Annotated in this window: 16 protein-coding genes; all 16 read right to left on the bottom strand. The window is 51.5% G+C overall.

Annotated features, from left to right (window positions below):
• Nucleotides 1-553 precede the first annotated feature (553 nt).
• Nucleotides 554-2,050, bottom strand: coding sequence for a lysine--tRNA ligase (gene lysS / locus EYB31_RS37510; RefSeq protein ID WP_131018717.1), 1,497 nt, complete (start codon nt 2,048-2,050; stop codon nt 554-556).
• Nucleotides 2,051-2,189: 139 nt separating this feature from the next.
• A complete protein-coding gene (gene greA, locus EYB31_RS37505) occupies nt 2,190-2,672 on the bottom strand; it encodes a transcription elongation factor GreA (RefSeq protein WP_131018708.1) in 483 nt (160 codons plus the stop codon).
• A 226-nt stretch (nt 2,673-2,898) separates the two neighbouring features.
• Nucleotides 2,899-3,918: a tRNA dihydrouridine synthase DusB gene (gene dusB, locus EYB31_RS37500; RefSeq protein WP_131018706.1), complete on the bottom strand. Its 1,020-nt coding sequence runs from the start codon at nt 3,916-3,918 to the stop codon at nt 2,899-2,901.
• Between the two features lie 14 nt (nt 3,919-3,932).
• The gene (locus EYB31_RS37495; RefSeq protein WP_131018702.1) at nt 3,933-4,142 is read right to left on the bottom strand and encodes a helix-turn-helix domain-containing protein; all 210 of its coding nucleotides are present in this window, start codon (nt 4,140-4,142) and stop codon (nt 3,933-3,935) included.
• Nucleotides 4,127-4,627: a 2-amino-4-hydroxy-6-hydroxymethyldihydropteridine diphosphokinase gene (folK, locus tag EYB31_RS37490; RefSeq protein ID WP_131018701.1), complete on the bottom strand. Its 501-nt coding sequence runs from the start codon at nt 4,625-4,627 to the stop codon at nt 4,127-4,129. Before folK ends, EYB31_RS37495 begins: the two co-directional genes overlap by 16 nt.
• Nucleotides 4,628-4,633: 6 nt before the next feature.
• Complete coding sequence (gene folB / locus EYB31_RS37485; RefSeq protein WP_131018699.1) at nt 4,634-4,996, bottom strand: dihydroneopterin aldolase; 363 nt, start codon at nt 4,994-4,996, stop codon at nt 4,634-4,636.
• 13 nt (nt 4,997-5,009) lie between these two features.
• Nucleotides 5,010-5,852, bottom strand: coding sequence for a dihydropteroate synthase (folP, locus tag EYB31_RS37480; protein ID WP_131018698.1), 843 nt, complete (start codon nt 5,850-5,852; stop codon nt 5,010-5,012).
• Nucleotides 5,853-5,859: 7 nt separating this feature from the next.
• Nucleotides 5,860-6,753 (bottom strand): aminodeoxychorismate lyase, encoded by an 894-nt coding sequence (pabC, locus tag EYB31_RS37475; RefSeq protein ID WP_131018696.1) that lies wholly within the window; start codon nt 6,751-6,753, stop codon nt 5,860-5,862.
• Nucleotides 6,747-7,328: an aminodeoxychorismate/anthranilate synthase component II gene (gene pabA, locus EYB31_RS37470; RefSeq protein ID WP_131018694.1), complete on the bottom strand. Its 582-nt coding sequence runs from the start codon at nt 7,326-7,328 to the stop codon at nt 6,747-6,749. The genes pabC and pabA overlap by 7 nt, the downstream gene beginning before the upstream one ends.
• Nucleotides 7,329-7,346: 18 nt before the next feature.
• Entirely contained in the window at nt 7,347-8,891 is a 1,545-nt protein-coding gene (locus EYB31_RS37465) for an anthranilate synthase component I family protein (protein ID WP_131018692.1), read from the bottom strand.
• A 141-nt stretch (nt 8,892-9,032) separates the two neighbouring features.
• The gene (gene cysK / locus EYB31_RS37460; protein WP_131018690.1) at nt 9,033-9,971 is read right to left on the bottom strand and encodes a cysteine synthase A; all 939 of its coding nucleotides are present in this window, start codon (nt 9,969-9,971) and stop codon (nt 9,033-9,035) included.
• 136 nt (nt 9,972-10,107) lie between these two features.
• Nucleotides 10,108-11,058, bottom strand: coding sequence for a peptidylprolyl isomerase (locus EYB31_RS37455; RefSeq protein ID WP_131018688.1), 951 nt, complete (start codon nt 11,056-11,058; stop codon nt 10,108-10,110).
• Nucleotides 11,059-11,098: 40 nt separating this feature from the next.
• Nucleotides 11,099-11,968, bottom strand: coding sequence for an Hsp33 family molecular chaperone HslO (gene hslO, locus EYB31_RS37450; protein WP_131018686.1), 870 nt, complete (start codon nt 11,966-11,968; stop codon nt 11,099-11,101).
• Nucleotides 11,969-12,012: 44 nt separating this feature from the next.
• The gene (locus tag EYB31_RS37445) at nt 12,013-12,777 is read right to left on the bottom strand and encodes a type III pantothenate kinase (protein WP_131018685.1); all 765 of its coding nucleotides are present in this window, start codon (nt 12,775-12,777) and stop codon (nt 12,013-12,015) included.
• On the bottom strand, nt 12,774-13,643 hold the full coding sequence (nadC, locus tag EYB31_RS37440; RefSeq protein WP_131018683.1) for a carboxylating nicotinate-nucleotide diphosphorylase: 870 nt from the start codon (nt 13,641-13,643) through the stop codon (nt 12,774-12,776). Before nadC ends, EYB31_RS37445 begins: the two co-directional genes overlap by 4 nt.
• Complete coding sequence (gene nadB, locus EYB31_RS37435; RefSeq protein ID WP_131018681.1) at nt 13,636-15,249, bottom strand: L-aspartate oxidase; 1,614 nt, start codon at nt 15,247-15,249, stop codon at nt 13,636-13,638. The genes nadC and nadB overlap by 8 nt, the downstream gene beginning before the upstream one ends.
• Nucleotides 15,250-15,255 lie beyond the last annotated feature (6 nt).

The following is a 15,255-nucleotide window of genomic DNA, read 5'->3' as shown; positions in this document are numbered from 1 at the left end:
GGCACGCCGCCAGCGTTCGTCCTGAGCCAGGATCAAACTCTCCATTAAGGTTTGTTTAATATAGCTCAATTCATTGCTGACTTGCTTGTTTTACATTCACTCGTTGTTCAGTTTTCAAAGAGCAATTATGAATCTTTTTCTTTGTCGAATCTTGTCATTTCTTGTCGTCGTTTTCAGCGGCGACTTTTTTAATATACCACATTCGACCTCAACAATGCAAGAACTTTTTTTTCAATCATTTCATGCAATGCTGTTTTTTGTTTCATTTTGCTGTCTCTTCCGAAACAACAAATAGTAATATATCAAAATGCCCGACAGAATGCAAATAAAATTTCACATTAAGTTTCACATCATTTATCTAAGAGCACCGAATCTTCCAAGGTAACGAAAAAACAGAAGTTTCCCAAGCTTCGGCACACAGCCTCCAAGTTAGAGCAGGCCTTGGGATGCCAAGAGATTATTCTTGGTAGCATCAATCATGTACCGCGCTCCTCTGAATGTAAAAAAGCATGCAGACCGTCGTTTAAGACAGCGTGCATGCTTGCAGCAGCTATTATTCTCCTTGACGCTCGCGCATAAGCGGGAACAGCAGCACATCGCGGATGGATGGAGAATCGGTCAACAGCATAACAAGCCTGTCGATTCCAATACCCAGCCCGCCTGTCGGCGGCATGCCATACTCCAGCGCACGAATAAAGTCTTCGTCCATCTCATGGGCTTCGTCGTTGCCTTGCTCGCGTTCCACAAGTTGCGCTTCAAACCGCTCGCGCTGATCGATCGGATCGTTAAGCTCCGTGAAGGCATTGGCATGCTCACGCGCTACGATAAACAGCTCAAAACGGTCGGTAAACCGCGGATCGGCTTCATTCTTTTTGGCAAGCGGCGAAATCGCTACCGGGTGTCCGGTAATGAATGTCGGTTGGATTAATGTATGCTCAACGTGTGTTTCAAAGAATTGATTGACAATATGGCCAAACGTCATATTCGGCTCCGCAGGCACTTTATGCTCCTTCGCCAAGCGATGAGCCTCTTCGTCGGACATCTGCTGGCTGAAGTCCACGCCAACTACTTCTTTAATCGCATCAACCATCGTTACTCTGCGCCATTGCGGAGTAAGGTCGACTTCTTGCCCTTGATAAGTGATTTTCGTTGTGCCAAGCACTTCTTGAGCGATATGTGCGACCAGCTCTTCCGTCAGTTTCATGATGTCTTTGTAGTCGGCATAAGCTTCATACAGCTCAATCATCGTAAATTCTGGATTATGACGTGTAGAAATCCCTTCGTTGCGGTATACCCGGCCGATTTCGTATACCTTCTCCATACCGCCGACAATCAGTCTTTTCAAATGAAGCTCAATGGCAATACGCATAAAAAGCTGCATATCGAGTGCATTGTGATGGGTAATAAACGGTCTTGCTGCGGCCCCGCCGGCAATAGAATGAAGCGTAGGCGTCTCCACTTCCAAATAACCGAGGGAGTCCAGGTACTTACGCATGGATTGGATGATCTTCGAGCGCATAATAAAGGTCTGTTGTACATCCTGATTCATAATCAGGTCTACATAACGCTGGCGGTAGCGCAATTCAACATCCTTAAGTCCGTGGTATTTCTCCGGCAGCGGAAGCAGCGATTTGGACAGCACTTCCACCTCTGCCGCTTTAATCGACAATTCGCCGGTCTTCGTTCTGAACACAGCACCCTTCACGCCGACAATATCGCCGATATCGAGAAGATCAAACGCTTTGTATTTGGTTTGCCCGATAGCGTCTTCGCGCACATAAATTTGAATTTTGCCGCTCAGATCTTGGATATGAGCAAAGCTCGCTTTGCCCATGGCGCGTTTCTGCATAATACGTCCGGCAATGCTGACGACGATTTCTTGCTCATCCAGCTCTTCTTTGCTTTTTTCACTGTACGTATCGAATATCGCTTTAGCATGATCGGTCCTTGCAAACTTTTGCCCGAAAGGATCAATCCCCATGCCGCGCAGCTCGTCCAGTTTGCCGCGGCGTATTTGCAGCAGCTCGTTTAATTCCACATCAACAGTCATCATGACAGCCCCTTTATTCGTTATTCCTGAATATATACAAGCGCCTTGCCAATTCTACATAGTTAAAAAAGCTTCCGGAGGGAAGCTTCCAAAGAGTTCGACAAAAATATGTTAACAGTAAGCGTTCACTTTATTCAAGTTATTTTTTAATGTCCATGATTTCGTATTTGATGACGAAACCGGCTGGTACGCTTACATCAACGACAGAGCCTTTAGTTTTGCCGATAATGGCTTTACCTACAGGGCTTTCGTTGGAAATTTTGTTTTGGAAAGGATCGGATTCAGCTGTGCCGACAATCGTGTACTCTACGATTTCGCCCATCTCCAAATCCTTCAGCGAAACGATCGAGCCGACGCCTACGGTGTTGACATCCACTTCATCGTTGTTAATGATCCGCGCGTTGCGCAGCATTTTCTCAAGGGTCAGCACGCGACCTTCTACAAATGCCTGTTCGTTCTTGGCATCTTCGTACTCGGAGTTCTCGCTGATATCGCCATAGCCGATCGCTACTTTGATTCTTTCCGCAACCTCGCGACGCTTAACAGACTTGAGATGCTCAAGTTCTTCTTCCAGCTTCTTGAGCCCTTCCTGAGTAAGGATGACTTCTTTTTCATTCGCCATTGCGACCGATCTCCCGTCATGTGAAGATTTTCATATTGATATGAGCGCTGGTTGATTGATCGCTCTCTCAGGGTATGAATTTCACTTATACCATAATATATTATGGATCGTCATCAAGATGACTGATCTGCTTGTGCGGATCGATGACTCATTATTTATTGAATGATTATATTGCATGCCGCTTTAATTGTCAATGTAACCCAAAACGCGGGATTATTGTCAATCATTAGTGAGAAGTCACGGGTTCTTCCACATCATCTGAAGATATGCCGTCGTTCGACATGTTATCGACGAAATCCTGCAAAATTCCCGCCATCACATCGCGTTTGGTTTGCTCCATAATGACATCCTTAATCCGCGCCGCACCGGTCAAACCTTTCAAATACCATGCCAAATGCTTGCGCATTTCTTTCACCGCCACATGTTCGCCCTTCAATGAAACGAGGCGGTCCATATGCAGGATGGCAATGCGGATTTTTTCCTGCGGTGTCGGATCGGGCGGAAGCTCGCCTTTTGTCAAATACAGCACCGTTCTGTACAGCATCCACGGATTACCGAGCGCTCCGCGGCCAATCATCACCCCGTCAACGCCGGTTTCATCCAGCATGCGTTTGGCATCTTCAGGCGAAAATACGTCTCCGTTGCCGATGACGGGTATTCCGACCGATTGCTTAACTTCCTTAATGATCTCCCAATTCGCCGTTCCGGTATACATCTGAACACGGGTGCGTCCATGTACGGAAACAGCCGCGCCGCCGCCGTTCTCGACCGCTTTGGCGTTTTGCACCGCGTATACGTGATCGTCGTCCCAGCCGATTCGCATCTTAACAGTCAGCGGTTTGCTAACGGACTTCACCACTTCGGAGACCATCTGTTCGATTTTGCCCGGATCCAGCAGCCAACGTGCACCCGCGTCGCATTTCGTAATTTTGGGCACGGGACAGCCCATATTGATATCGATGATATCCGCATTGGTATGCTGATCCACGTATTTCGCCGCTTCGACCAGCGTTTCGGTATCGCCGCCGAATATTTGCAGACTGAGCGGCTTCTCCCGCTCATCGACAAACAGCATTTCCATGGTCCGTGAATTGCCGTGAATAATCGCTTTATCGCTAACCATTTCAGCGCAAACAAGACCGCAGCCAAACTCGCGGGCGATCAGCCGAAACGCAGGATTGCACACACCGGCCATCGGGGCCAGGACTACATTATTCGGCGCCACGACGTTGCCGATTTTTAACATAAAAACTCACTCCTTTATCGTGCAGCGGAAGACAGTTCTTCCGGATCAATGCCTAATACTTCAGAAATTTTACGTATAATTTTGGGCTCCGGTTTGCGTGTTCCGCGTTCAATAGAGCCTAAAACGGCAATGGAAACGTCGAGTCGCTCAGCCAGCTCCGTTTGTGTGTATCCCTTTAATTTGCGGAATGCACGGATTCGCTGGGCGATCATATTTTTTTCCATAAGCTAACGCCTTCCTTCCTGTCCAGTTTCTCCAGATGCAAGGCTAACCATTCGGCCATAGCTGGATCCCGCAACGAGACCAGCTCAATTAAAGGAACCAGCACAAAAGCTCTTTCCAGCATTCTGGGATGCGGCAGCTGCAGGTCGTCGCTGTGATGTTGGGCACTGCCGTATAAAAGCATATCCAGATCAATGGTACGCGGTCCCCAGCGAATATCGCGTATACGGCCAAGCTGCTGCTCTACCGACAGCATATAAGACAGCAGATGTTCCGGTGACAATGTTGTCGCCAGCTCGGCTGTCATGTTTAAGAAAGGCTCCTGGTCCACATACCCGATCGGATCGGTTTCGTATATTCGGGATTGGCCTGTGACTTCGATCTCCGGATGACAACCCAGCATAACAAGCGACTGGAGCAAATGATGCTCCCGGTCCCCGATATTGGAGCCGATCCCGATGTAAGCACAGACTGCACTGCTATTCATGATTGGTTAGGCCCGCTTTCGATGAATTTCTACAGAGACGCCGTCAAACTGGATAGCTACCGGCGGATGCGGTTTCACTACCTTCACGGTCACCGCGTTGATATCAGTATAAGTGGAGAGGAGTGCCGATGCAACATGCTCAGCCAGCGCCTCAATGAGCTTATAAACCCGCTTCTCCACAATATCCCTAATCATTTCATACGCTTCGGCATAGTTAACGGTATCCTGCAGATCGTCGGAACTTCCCGCCTTCTCCAGCGGGAGCAGCATCTCGACGCTGATGACATACCGTTGCCCAAGCTTGTTTTCTTCGGGAAACACCCCATGATATCCAAAAAATTGCATATTGGACAATGTAATTTTATCCATTCCCGCAGCTCCTTTACTTGGCCTTCATGATCGCATCGGTCATCAAGGCGGCCCGCTTCATTTCCGCAACATCGTGTACTCTCATAATACCACAGCCCTGCATAATGCCCAGCGCTACGGTTGCCGCCGTACCAAAAGCCAATTCACCCACCGGCAATTCAAGCGTAAGCCGCACCATCCGTTTGCGCGAGGTACCAAGCAGCACTGGATACCCAAGAGCGGCAATGGCCCCGAGATGACTCATCAGCTGCAGGTTCTGCTCATGGCTTTTGGCGAATCCGATACCCGGATCAAGGATAATTTGCCGGTCGTGAATCCCCGCTTCGTGTGCCAGCCGTACGCTGGCCTCCAAGTCAGACACCACTTCCGCTACAAAATCGGCATAATGCGCCGGCTCGACGCGGTTATGCATCAACACGATCGGACACCCGGTGTCGGCTGCTACGGCCGCCATATCCTTATCCTTTTTCAAGCCCCATATATCGTTAATGATGTGCGCCCCGGCTTCCACCGCCTGTCTGGCAACCTCCGCTTTATATGTATCGACCGATATGGGCACTTTCACTTCGCCACGCAGCGCTTCAATGACGGGAATGACCCGCGCAAGCTCAACCTCCAGAGGCACCGGTTCAAAACCCGGACGTGTCGACTCTCCTCCAAGGTCAATGATGTCGGCGCCTTCTTCGACCATTTGCCGCGCCCGTGCTACTGCTGCTTCCACCCGTTCATACCGGCCCCCGTCGGAAAACGAATCCGGCGTCACATTCAGAATCCCCATGATCAATGTCCGCTCGCCGACAGGCAGGCGCAGCCCGCGTGCATCGATGGCAAATTGCTGCTCAAGCTCCGATTTCATCGCCCCGTCACTCCCCGATACTCGATTTAGCGCAAGCTGCGGCACGGTACTGCTCAAGGAGATGGGCAGTCACCGCTCCCGCTTGCCGGCTTCCTATGATACGTTCCGTTCCCGCCGTGTCGTAGATCGAAGTAACAGGGACGATTTCTTGAATCGAATTGGTCATAAACACTTCGTCGGCTTCCAGCAGCTCTTCCCATCGATAAAGTCCTTGTTCCGTCCTCATCCCGCGCGATTCGGCAAGCTCCAGCACAAACTCCCGGGTAATTCCCGGCAAAATACCGGTATCCAGCGATGGAGTGCAGCAAACTCCATTTTTTATAAAAAACAGATTGCTGACAAGGCCTTCGGCCACATACCCGCGTTCATCCAAAAACAAACCTTCGGCCTGCTTAGCCCATGTATATGCGCTTAATTCTCTTTTGCCCAAAATATTGTTCATATAGTGAAGCGATTTATGGCGCACCTCGCCTTCCGGGGAATTCCGGCGCAGCTTAAGCAGCTGCAGCGTCTTGCCGGGGGCGTCCGGCTGTATGTTAACCGCAGGCAGCTCCTTGATGTAACCAATCACATTCGGCTGGTCATATTCGCCCGCAGGCAAACCAAGAATGCCTTCACCGGCCGTCACCGTCCAGCGGATATACGCATCCTTTAAATGGTTGGCCTCCAGCAAGCTGCGAACGGACCAAGCGATCTCGCCCGCATCCGGCGTATAACCGATGCCTAAATCCCGGCAGCCGGCCTCCAGCCTGCGTACATGCCTCTCCAGCAAAAACGGCTCTCCGCCATAGGTGCGGAACGTTTCGAACAGGCCCATGCCGTAAAGAAAACCGTGATCGTATACCGAGACCACGGCTTTTTGCTCATCAATCAACTTCCCGTTTAAGAGCACAATCACGATTTATTCACAACCGTTCCCTTCAGGAAATTACGCAGCATCGCATGCCCATGATCCGTAATGATCGATTCGGGGTGGAACTGCACGCCTTCAATCGGGTATTCCTTATGGCGCAGGCCCATAATCTCGCCTTCCGCCGTACGCGCGCTTACTTCCAGACAATCGGGCAGCGTCTCCGCCTTCACAATCAAGGAATGGTATCTGGTCGCCGTAAAAGGCGATGGCAAGCCTTCAAATACGGTTTTGCCGTCGTGAAAAATATCCGAGGTTTTCCCGTGCATCAGCCGCTCGGCGCGAATCACCTCTCCGCCAAAAGCTTGGCCGATCGATTGATGTCCCAGGCACACGCCGAGAATAGGTATTTTTCCTTTAAAATGATCAATGAGCGCCAGGCTGATACCCGCTTCGTTTGGCGTGCAAGGTCCCGGCGAAATGAGAATGTGATCCGGTTTCAGCGCTTCTATTCCTGCAAGGTCGATCTGATCGTTGCGGTGAACGACCACTTGCTCGCCAAGTTCGCCCAAATACTGCACCAAGTTATACGTAAATGAATCATAGTTATCGATAACTAATATCATAGACAATCCCCCTTTGTTTTAGCCTTGCATGACACCTGCCGCTTCGCTGTATTGAATGGCCTTCCAGAGCGCTTTCGCTTTATTCAGCGATTCCGTATACTCCTTCTCAGGGACAGAATCGATAACGATCCCCGCCCCGGCTTGGACATAACCAATCCCGTCTTTAACGGCCATCGTTCGTATAATAATATTAAATTCCATATTGCCATTATAGTCAATCCATCCCATCGATCCCGTATACGGTCCGCGGCGCACAGGCTCCAGCTCTTCAATGATTTCCATCGTTCTCACCTTCGGCGCACCGGTAATCGTTCCGCCCGGGAATGCCGAAGCCATGACATCGTACAAATCTTTTCCTTCGGCCATTGTTCCTTCAACTTGGGAAACAATGTGCATGACATGAGAATAATACTCGATCACCATAAAGTCGCTGACCCGCACCGATCCGTAAGCGGATACCCGGCCGATGTCGTTGCGCAGCAAGTCGACAAGCATAATATGCTCGGCCCGCTCTTTTTCATGATGAATCAGCTCTTCGGCCAGCGCCCGGTCTTCCTCCGCCGTCTTGCCGCGCGGTCGCGTACCGGCGATCGGACGAGTACGGATGATGCCATCCTCCAATTGAACAAGCAGCTCGGGCGAACCCGATACAAGCTGAAAGTCGCCGAACCGCTGCAATCCCATATACGGCGAAGGATTGACAATACGCAGCCATTCATAGATGCTCTCCGGGGAAGCATGCAGGCGTTTGCTTTGGCGAACCGATAAATTGACTTGAAAAATATCGCCTTGCCCGATATATTCTTGAACCCGCTTCACAGCAGCGATAAATTCGCCCCGGTCAAATTCGGCCCGGATGCCCGGAACCGCTTCGACGTCAATCTGGAGTTTGTCTCTATCCGCTTGTTCGCGCCGTTCCGCCACGTCTTGCAGCAAAAGCGGGTTACGTTGAACGGCTGCAATCCGCTCCCATTGTGCCTTCATCTCTTGGGCCGTATCGGCGGCTGCGTCATACAGCCGAGTAACGGTCTCGCTGTCCGATTCAGGCGGAACATGGGTGTGTACCGCAAAATATAACGTTTTCTCCTGATGATCGATGATCCATAACCGATTAACCCGGACAAAACAATAATCCGGCAGTTCCAAGTCATCGTTAGCGATAACCGGCAGCTTCTCAATCGACCGGGCTACATCGTAGCCCCAGAATCCGGCACAACCGCCCAGCCATTTGGGAGCCCCTTTCACTTTCGGCGAACGTGCGCCGCCCAGCCACATCTTGACCAGCTTCAACGCGGATCCGGTCAGCTCTTCCTTACGCCCGCTCCGGTATGTCACTATAGCGCGGTCCCCCTTGCCGCGAATTTCTTCGTCGGGGTGGAGCCCAAGAAACGTATACCTCCCGCCCTTGCCGCTTTCAAGCACAAACGCATAAGGCGATGCCTCCGTCCACGCCGCCTCCCAGGAAAGGATCCGGTCGGCGGTCAGCGGGTGCCGCTCTACATAAGGAAGCATCTCATATTCGCCGTTCCACTCCAGCCAATCCTTACTTTCCGTTACACGCATGACCCTCCTGCTCCTCTTTCGCTTTCCAATTTCTGTTTCATATAAGTTGCCCTTAAGTATACCGAATCAAGAGTATGAAAAAAAGTCCCCCCAGCGATCGGCTGGAAGGACTTGCCGGTAAAGCGCACCGGTTTTCCTGAATTAATCCTCAAATTGATACAGAGGCGTACTCAAATATCTTTCGCCATTACTTGGCAGGATCGCCAATACACGTTTGCCTGGGCCCAAATCTTTGGCTACTTGCAGCGCGGCGAAAATAGCGGCCCCGGAAGAGATGCCTCCAAGAATGCCTTCTTCTTTAGCTACACGGCGGGAAGTTTCGAATGCATCGTCATTTTCCACCTGGATGATTTGGTCGTACAGACTGGTGTTCAAGATGTCCGGCACGAATCCGGCTCCGATCCCTTGAATTTTATGAGGTCCCGGCTTGCCTCCGGACAATACCGGAGAAGCGGCAGGTTCTACCGCAAATATTTTAATGTTCGGAAAGTTTTCTTTAAGCACGCTACCCGCGCCAGTGATTGTTCCGCCCGTACCGATACCGGCAACAAACGCATCCAGCTTGCCATCGTGGGAATTAATCGCTTCGACGATTTCAGGACCTGTCGTTTCGCGGTGAATTTTCACGTTCGCTTGGTTCTTGAATTGTTGCGGGATAAAGTAGTCCGGGTTCTCCGCGGCAAGTTCTTCAGCACGGCGAATAGCGCCCTTCATGCCTTCCGCTCCAGGAGTCAAGATCAGTTGTGCCCCATAAGCGCGAAGCAAGTTGCGGCGCTCCATGCTCATCGTTTCCGGCATAACCAAGATGGCTTTATATCCTTTAGCTGCCGCTACCATGGCAAGACCGATACCTGTGTTGCCGCTGGTCGGCTCGATGATGGTGCTGCCCGGTTTCAGCTTGCCTTCTTGCTCGGCAACTTCGATCATGCTGATGGCAATACGGTCCTTCACGCTTGCACCCGGGTTCTGGTACTCGAGTTTCACGTAAACTTCCGCACTGCCCTCCGGAACAACACGATTCAAACGAACAAGCGGCGTATCACCAATCAATTGAGTGATGCTTTGGACTAATCTGGCCATAATATCTCCTCCTGAGCGATAAAATTAATATTTCCGAGTAGTTTAGTAGGTATTATATACATTCATCTTATCAATGCTCTGAAAGGTTGTCAATCTGTTTTTCCCGGGGCCTTAAAAAAGTTTGCCTCACCGGCTCTTATGTCCCAAACTCCGGATCTGTAATTTGCGCTTTCCATTTCTCGCGCAATTTACGGGTGACCTCGGGCAAAGGAGCCGCTTCACGCAGCGCCAGCTCCTTGCGGACCCGCTCATGAAGTCCGTCAGCGGTTTCCCCGCCTTGCTCCTTACGGTCATTCAGCTTGATCATCGCATATTTGCCGGCCAATTCAAACGGTTTGCTGACTTCGCCTTTCTTCAGTCCCTTGGCTGCTTTCAGCACAGGAGCCGGAACAAACGGATCGTTCTCTTCCACCCATCCCAAATCGCCGCCGCTATTACGGGTTGCGTCGTCCAATGAGCGGTCTTTGGCCAATCCGGCGAAATCGGCCCCTTTTTTCAAATCGTCCAGCACCTTATTTGCTTGTTCCTGATTGCCGACGATGATTTGCTGTATCTTCAGCTCGGCAGGCTTCTTGAATTCCTCGGGATGCAGCCGGATATATTCATCCACCCACTCATCGCGCACGGGAACGTCTTTGATAGCGATTTTTTCTAGCAGAAGCCGGTAGTACACGTCCTCGCGCAGTTGTTCCTTGGTCATCCCAAGCTGATCCTTCATCGCTTTGTAAAACTCGGCTTCGCCATCGTAACCTTGCTGCATTCGCTTCAGCTCATTGTCAATTTCGCTTCGGCTCACCTTGATTTCCAGTTGTTCAGCTTCCAAACGTACCACTTCTTGGTCCAGCATTTGATTTAATATGTCGTTGCCGTATCTGGCGTTCAAGTTGCTTTGCAGCTGCCCGGCCGTGATTTGTTTGTTCCCCACTACCGCGACGATGTGCTGCTGCTCTGACGAAGAAGAGGGCGGATTGTTGCGGTTCTCGCTTTCAACATGAGGAAATACGCTTCTCATTGCGATAAAGGAAAGCGCTGCGACGGCCGCAAACAGCAGACCGATTATTCCCCATAACAGCCTTACATTCCTCATCCTAATCCCCTCATATGACTTCTCTCTATATTAGTCCCGGTTACATTTTATCAAGCAGAGCCTGCAAATCGGACTCTTCAAACATGTAGGCCTCGTTGCAAAAATGGCAGTGTACCTCCGCTTGGCCTTCTTCCGCCAGGATCGCCTCGATTTCCTCGCGCCCCAAGCTAATCACCGTCTGTTCCACACGCTCACGAGAGCATTTGCAGCGGAATTCGGCATCCACGCGCTCAAGCAGCTTAACTCCCGGCAATATCTGCTCTAAGATCATCTCCGGCGAGTCTCCTTGGGCAATCATCGACGTTACGGATGGAAGCTTCGAAAGCCGCTCCTCCATCTCGGCGATTTCATCATCGGTCAGCCCCGGCAGCAGTTGAATGATAAAGCCCCCCGCCGCTTTGATGCTGTAATCGACATCAACCAAGACGCCAAGAGCGACAGCCGACGGCGTCTGCTCGGATTTGGCGAAGTAATAAGTGAAATCCTCGGCGATTTCGCCCGAAACAATCGGCACGCTGCCGCGGTAAGGCTCCTTTAATCCTAAATCTTTGATGATGTATAAAAAGCCGTCCGTCCCCACAGCGCCAGCGACGTCCAGTTTGCCCACGCCGTTTAACGGCAGATCGACTTGCGGTTCGTCCGCATAAGCCCGGACGGTGCCCGCTGCGTTCACGTCAACGACGATTTGCCCGATCGGCCCGCCGCCCTTCACTTGGACGGTCAGCTTTTCTTCGCCCTTCAGCATGGCTCCCATCATCAAAGCCGCAGTAGCTGTTCTGCCTACGGCGGCTGCAACGGTTGGCGTCATTTGGTGCCTGCGGCTGATCTCGTTCACAACGGCTGTTGTCGTAGCCGCAAAAGCGCGCACCCTGCCATCGAGTGCGGTAGCTCTAATCAAATAATCTGACATGCATGTAACCCTCTCTTCTGCCGCTTTCACCCGGTTGATAGAACTTAACTGTTTCGTTCGTAAATGATTTGCAAACCTTGCAGCGTCAAAAGCGGGTCGACGGTTTGAATCGTCTTCGATTCCGCCGATATCAATTCGGCAAGCCCCCCTGTAGCGATTACCTTCGCCGAGGTGCCGAACTCTTCCCGTATCCGCTCGACAATTCCGTCCACTTGCCCGGCAAAACCGTATACAATACCGGCTTGCATAGAGGCGACGGTATTGCGTCCAACGACGCTTTTTGGCTTGACAAGTTCGATTCTTGGCAGCTTCGCAGCGCGCTGATACAGCGCCTCCGTAGATATGCCGATTCCCGGCGCGACCGCGCCGCCTATGTATTGTCCCGATTCGTCGACATAATCGAATGTAGTGGCTGTACCGAAATCGACGACGATACAAGGAGGCCCATACATTTCAATGGCGGCCACTGCGTTGACGATCCGGTCTGCGCCTACTTCCTTCGGATTTTCATATCTGATGTTAAGCCCGGTCTTGATGCCGGGGCCGACGATCAGCGGCGTTCTCTTTATATATTTTGAGCATAACTGTTCGAGCACAAACATAAGCGGCGGGACTACCGAAGAAATAATCGCCCCTTGAATTTGCTCCACTTGGATTCCCGCATGGCTGAACAAGTTGTATACCGTCATGCCGTATTCGTCGGCCGTAGCCGAACGATTGGTGCTGAGGCGCCAGTGGTGAAGCAGCTTGCTTTGCTTATATAAGCCCAATACAATATTTGTGTTGCCCACATCCACAACCAGTATCATTCGCCCTGCTCCTTCCGCTCGTTTAAATCCAAGCTGATATCGAGCGATTGAACGGAATACGTCAGTCTGCCTACCGAAATCACGTCAACCCCGGTCAATGCGATCGATCTGACCGTCTCCAGTCTTACGGATCCCGACGCCTCTACAAGGATATGCGGGGAATGCTCTTTAATGCGCCCAACCGCTTGCGCCATAACCTCATTGCTCATATTGTCCAGCATGATGATATCCGGGCCTGCTACAAGCGCCTCTTCCAATTGAGTGCGGTTCTCGATTTCGATCTCAATCTTCATCGTATGGGGGATATGCTCGCGTGCGGAACGGATCGCTTGGGTAATGCCCCCAGCTCCCTTGATGTGATTGTCTTTAATCATCACTGCGTCAAACAGTCCGAACCGGTGATTATGGCCGCCGCCGATACGGACAGCATATTTCTCCAGCACACGGTGCCCCGGTGTCGTCTTGCGGGTGTCGACAAGCCGTGCAGGCAGCCCTTCCAACGCATCGACGAACTGTTTTGTGCGAGTGGCAATGCCGGACAACCTCTGCATCAGATTTAAAGCGAGCCGTTCTCCCAGCAAAATGCTGCGGGTGCTGCCGCTTACTTCCGCGAGCAAGGTTCCTTTTGTAACATATGTACCTTCAGAGAGCAGCGGTGTAAACACGAGGTTTTCATCCACTTCCGCAAAAACCGCTTTGGCTACAGGCAGTCCGGCAATGAGGCCATCCTCCTTAGCATGAATGATTCCTTTCGCCTGACTATCGGCGGGAATCGTTGTCAGCGTCGTAACGTCTCCCATACCGATGTCTTCTTTTAACCATTCGCGTATTTGAAGCCGAAGCGCATGCGACTGCAATTCAAGCATGATGGATCATCTCCTCCGTAATCCCGGTTTCACGGTTAAACAAAGTATGTTTTTGCCAAATATCATCGTTTTTCTGCGGATAATCCTCACGGGAATGACCGCCGCGGCTCTCGGTTCTCCGTAGGGCCGCTTCTGTAGTCAGCAGGGAGCATGTCAGCAAATTCGCAAACTCATATTCCTCACGTTTGGATAAACCGGTCTCATAAATCGGCAGCTGCCGCCGCAGCTCCTCATAACCCTTGGCCAGCCCTTTGGCGTTGCGGACAAGTCCCGCATAGCGGAGCATGACCTTCTGCAGCTTCAGTCTTTTCTCGATCACCGGTTGTATGGAGCCTTCTTTCCGGTGCCCCGTTTCCCGTACGCTTGGAACAGTGGACAGAGGGTCTAAGCCGTTAATCCGTTCAACAATGCGGCGCCCGAATACAATCGCTTCGGATAAGGAGTTGCTGGCCAGGCGGTTCGCTCCGTGCACACCGGTGGACGATACTTCACCGCATGCAAAAAGCCGCTTGACAGACGTTTCTCCGTATAGATCGGTACGCACGCCGCCCATTATATAGTGTGCCGCCGGCGCCACCGGTATCCAGTCGGAAGCAAGGTCCAGCCCGTATTTCAAGCATTCCTCGTAGATCGTCGGAAAGCGGTGCTTCACGATTTCTTCAGTCTCATGAGTAAAATCGATATATACAAACGTAGATTTCGTATCTTCCATCTCTTGCACAATAGCCCGGGCCACCACGTCGCGCGGAGCAAGCTCCATCTGCTCATGGTACCGCTCCATGAAACGTTCCCCGTGAATGTTGCGAAGAACGGCTCCTTCTCCGCGAACCGCCTCCGAGATCAAAAACCGCGGAGCGCCAGGGTAACAAAGCGCTGTCGGGTGAAACTGGATGAACTCCATGTCGCGAATGTCCGCGCCGGCCCGGTAAGCGATCGCAATGCCGTCACCGGTGGCGATATCGGGGTTTGTCGTATAGCGGAACAACTGGCCTGCTCCGCCGCTGCACAATATGGTTGCTTTCCCATGAACGAACACCTTCGAGCCATCCGGCTTTTGCACCAAGGCTCCGCAGCAAACACCGTCTTCGGTAATCAAATCGATGACAAAATGATCGTCCCACAATGTGATGCCCGGATCCTGCTTGGTCTTCTCCGAAAGGGCTCTAACAATCTCCGCGCCTGTCGCATCTCCGTGGGCATGCAGGATGCGGCGCTGGCTGTGCGCGCCTTCTTTCGTCAACGCAAACTCTCCGTTCTCCAGATCAAATTGCGTTCCCATCCGGATGAGCTCCTTCACGCCGTCCGGTCCTTCGTGAACCAGCACATCAACCGCATTCTTGTCGCACAATCCCGCCCCTGCGATCAGCGTATCCTGTATATGATATTCGGGAGCGTCCTCATCCGAGATCACCGCTGCAATCCCGCCCTGCGCATAACGTGTATTGCTGTCGAGCAAGGACTTCTTCGTAATCATCAGCACCTTGCTTGTTTCGCTGGCTTTAAGCGCGGTAAAAAGACCGGCGATGCCCGCGCCGATCACAATAACGTCCGTATATACATGTGGCAGTTGGTCCAAATCAAAATCGACTAAATATCTTGGTATCATGATTGT

The sequence above is a fragment of the Paenibacillus thalictri genome (assembly GCF_004307995.1).
GTDB classification, from domain to species: domain Bacteria; phylum Bacillota; class Bacilli; order Paenibacillales; family NBRC-103111; genus Paenibacillus_AF; species Paenibacillus_AF thalictri.
The sequence above is the reverse complement of the archived record's forward strand: the minus strand, read 5'-3'. Positions and strand labels throughout refer to the sequence as shown.

What these genes read in the sequence shown, in the direction of transcription:
- lysS (WP_131018717.1), bottom strand. Translation starts at nt 2,050, where the DNA reads ATGACTGTTGATGTGGAATTAAACGAGCTGCTGCAAATACGCCGCGGC.
- greA (WP_131018708.1), bottom strand. Translation starts at nt 2,672, where the DNA reads ATGGCGAATGAAAAAGAAGTCATCCTTACTCAGGAAGGGCTCAAGAAG.
- dusB (WP_131018706.1), bottom strand. Translation starts at nt 3,918, where the DNA reads ATGTTAAAAATCGGCAACGTCGTGGCGCCGAATAATGTAGTCCTGGCC.
- EYB31_RS37495 (WP_131018702.1), bottom strand. Translation starts at nt 4,142, where the DNA reads ATGGAAAAAAATATGATCGCCCAGCGAATCCGTGCATTCCGCAAATTA.
- folK (WP_131018701.1), bottom strand. Translation starts at nt 4,627, where the DNA reads ATGAATAGCAGTGCAGTCTGTGCTTACATCGGGATCGGCTCCAATATC.
- folB (WP_131018699.1), bottom strand. Translation starts at nt 4,996, where the DNA reads ATGGATAAAATTACATTGTCCAATATGCAATTTTTTGGATATCATGGG.
- folP (WP_131018698.1), bottom strand. Translation starts at nt 5,852, where the DNA reads ATGAAATCGGAGCTTGAGCAGCAATTTGCCATCGATGCACGCGGGCTG.
- pabA (WP_131018694.1), bottom strand. Translation starts at nt 7,328, where the DNA reads ATGATATTAGTTATCGATAACTATGATTCATTTACGTATAACTTGGTG.
- EYB31_RS37465 (WP_131018692.1), bottom strand. Translation starts at nt 8,891, where the DNA reads ATGCGTGTAACGGAAAGTAAGGATTGGCTGGAGTGGAACGGCGAATAT.
- cysK (WP_131018690.1), bottom strand. Translation starts at nt 9,971, where the DNA reads ATGGCCAGATTAGTCCAAAGCATCACTCAATTGATTGGTGATACGCCG.
- EYB31_RS37455 (WP_131018688.1), bottom strand. Translation starts at nt 11,058, where the DNA reads ATGAGGAATGTAAGGCTGTTATGGGGAATAATCGGTCTGCTGTTTGCG.
- hslO (WP_131018686.1), bottom strand. Translation starts at nt 11,968, where the DNA reads ATGTCAGATTATTTGATTAGAGCTACCGCACTCGATGGCAGGGTGCGC.
- EYB31_RS37445 (WP_131018685.1), bottom strand. Translation starts at nt 12,777, where the DNA reads ATGATACTGGTTGTGGATGTGGGCAACACAAATATTGTATTGGGCTTA.
- nadC (WP_131018683.1), bottom strand. Translation starts at nt 13,643, where the DNA reads ATGCTTGAATTGCAGTCGCATGCGCTTCGGCTTCAAATACGCGAATGG.
- nadB (WP_131018681.1), bottom strand. Translation starts at nt 15,249, where the DNA reads ATGATACCAAGATATTTAGTCGATTTTGATTTGGACCAACTGCCACAT.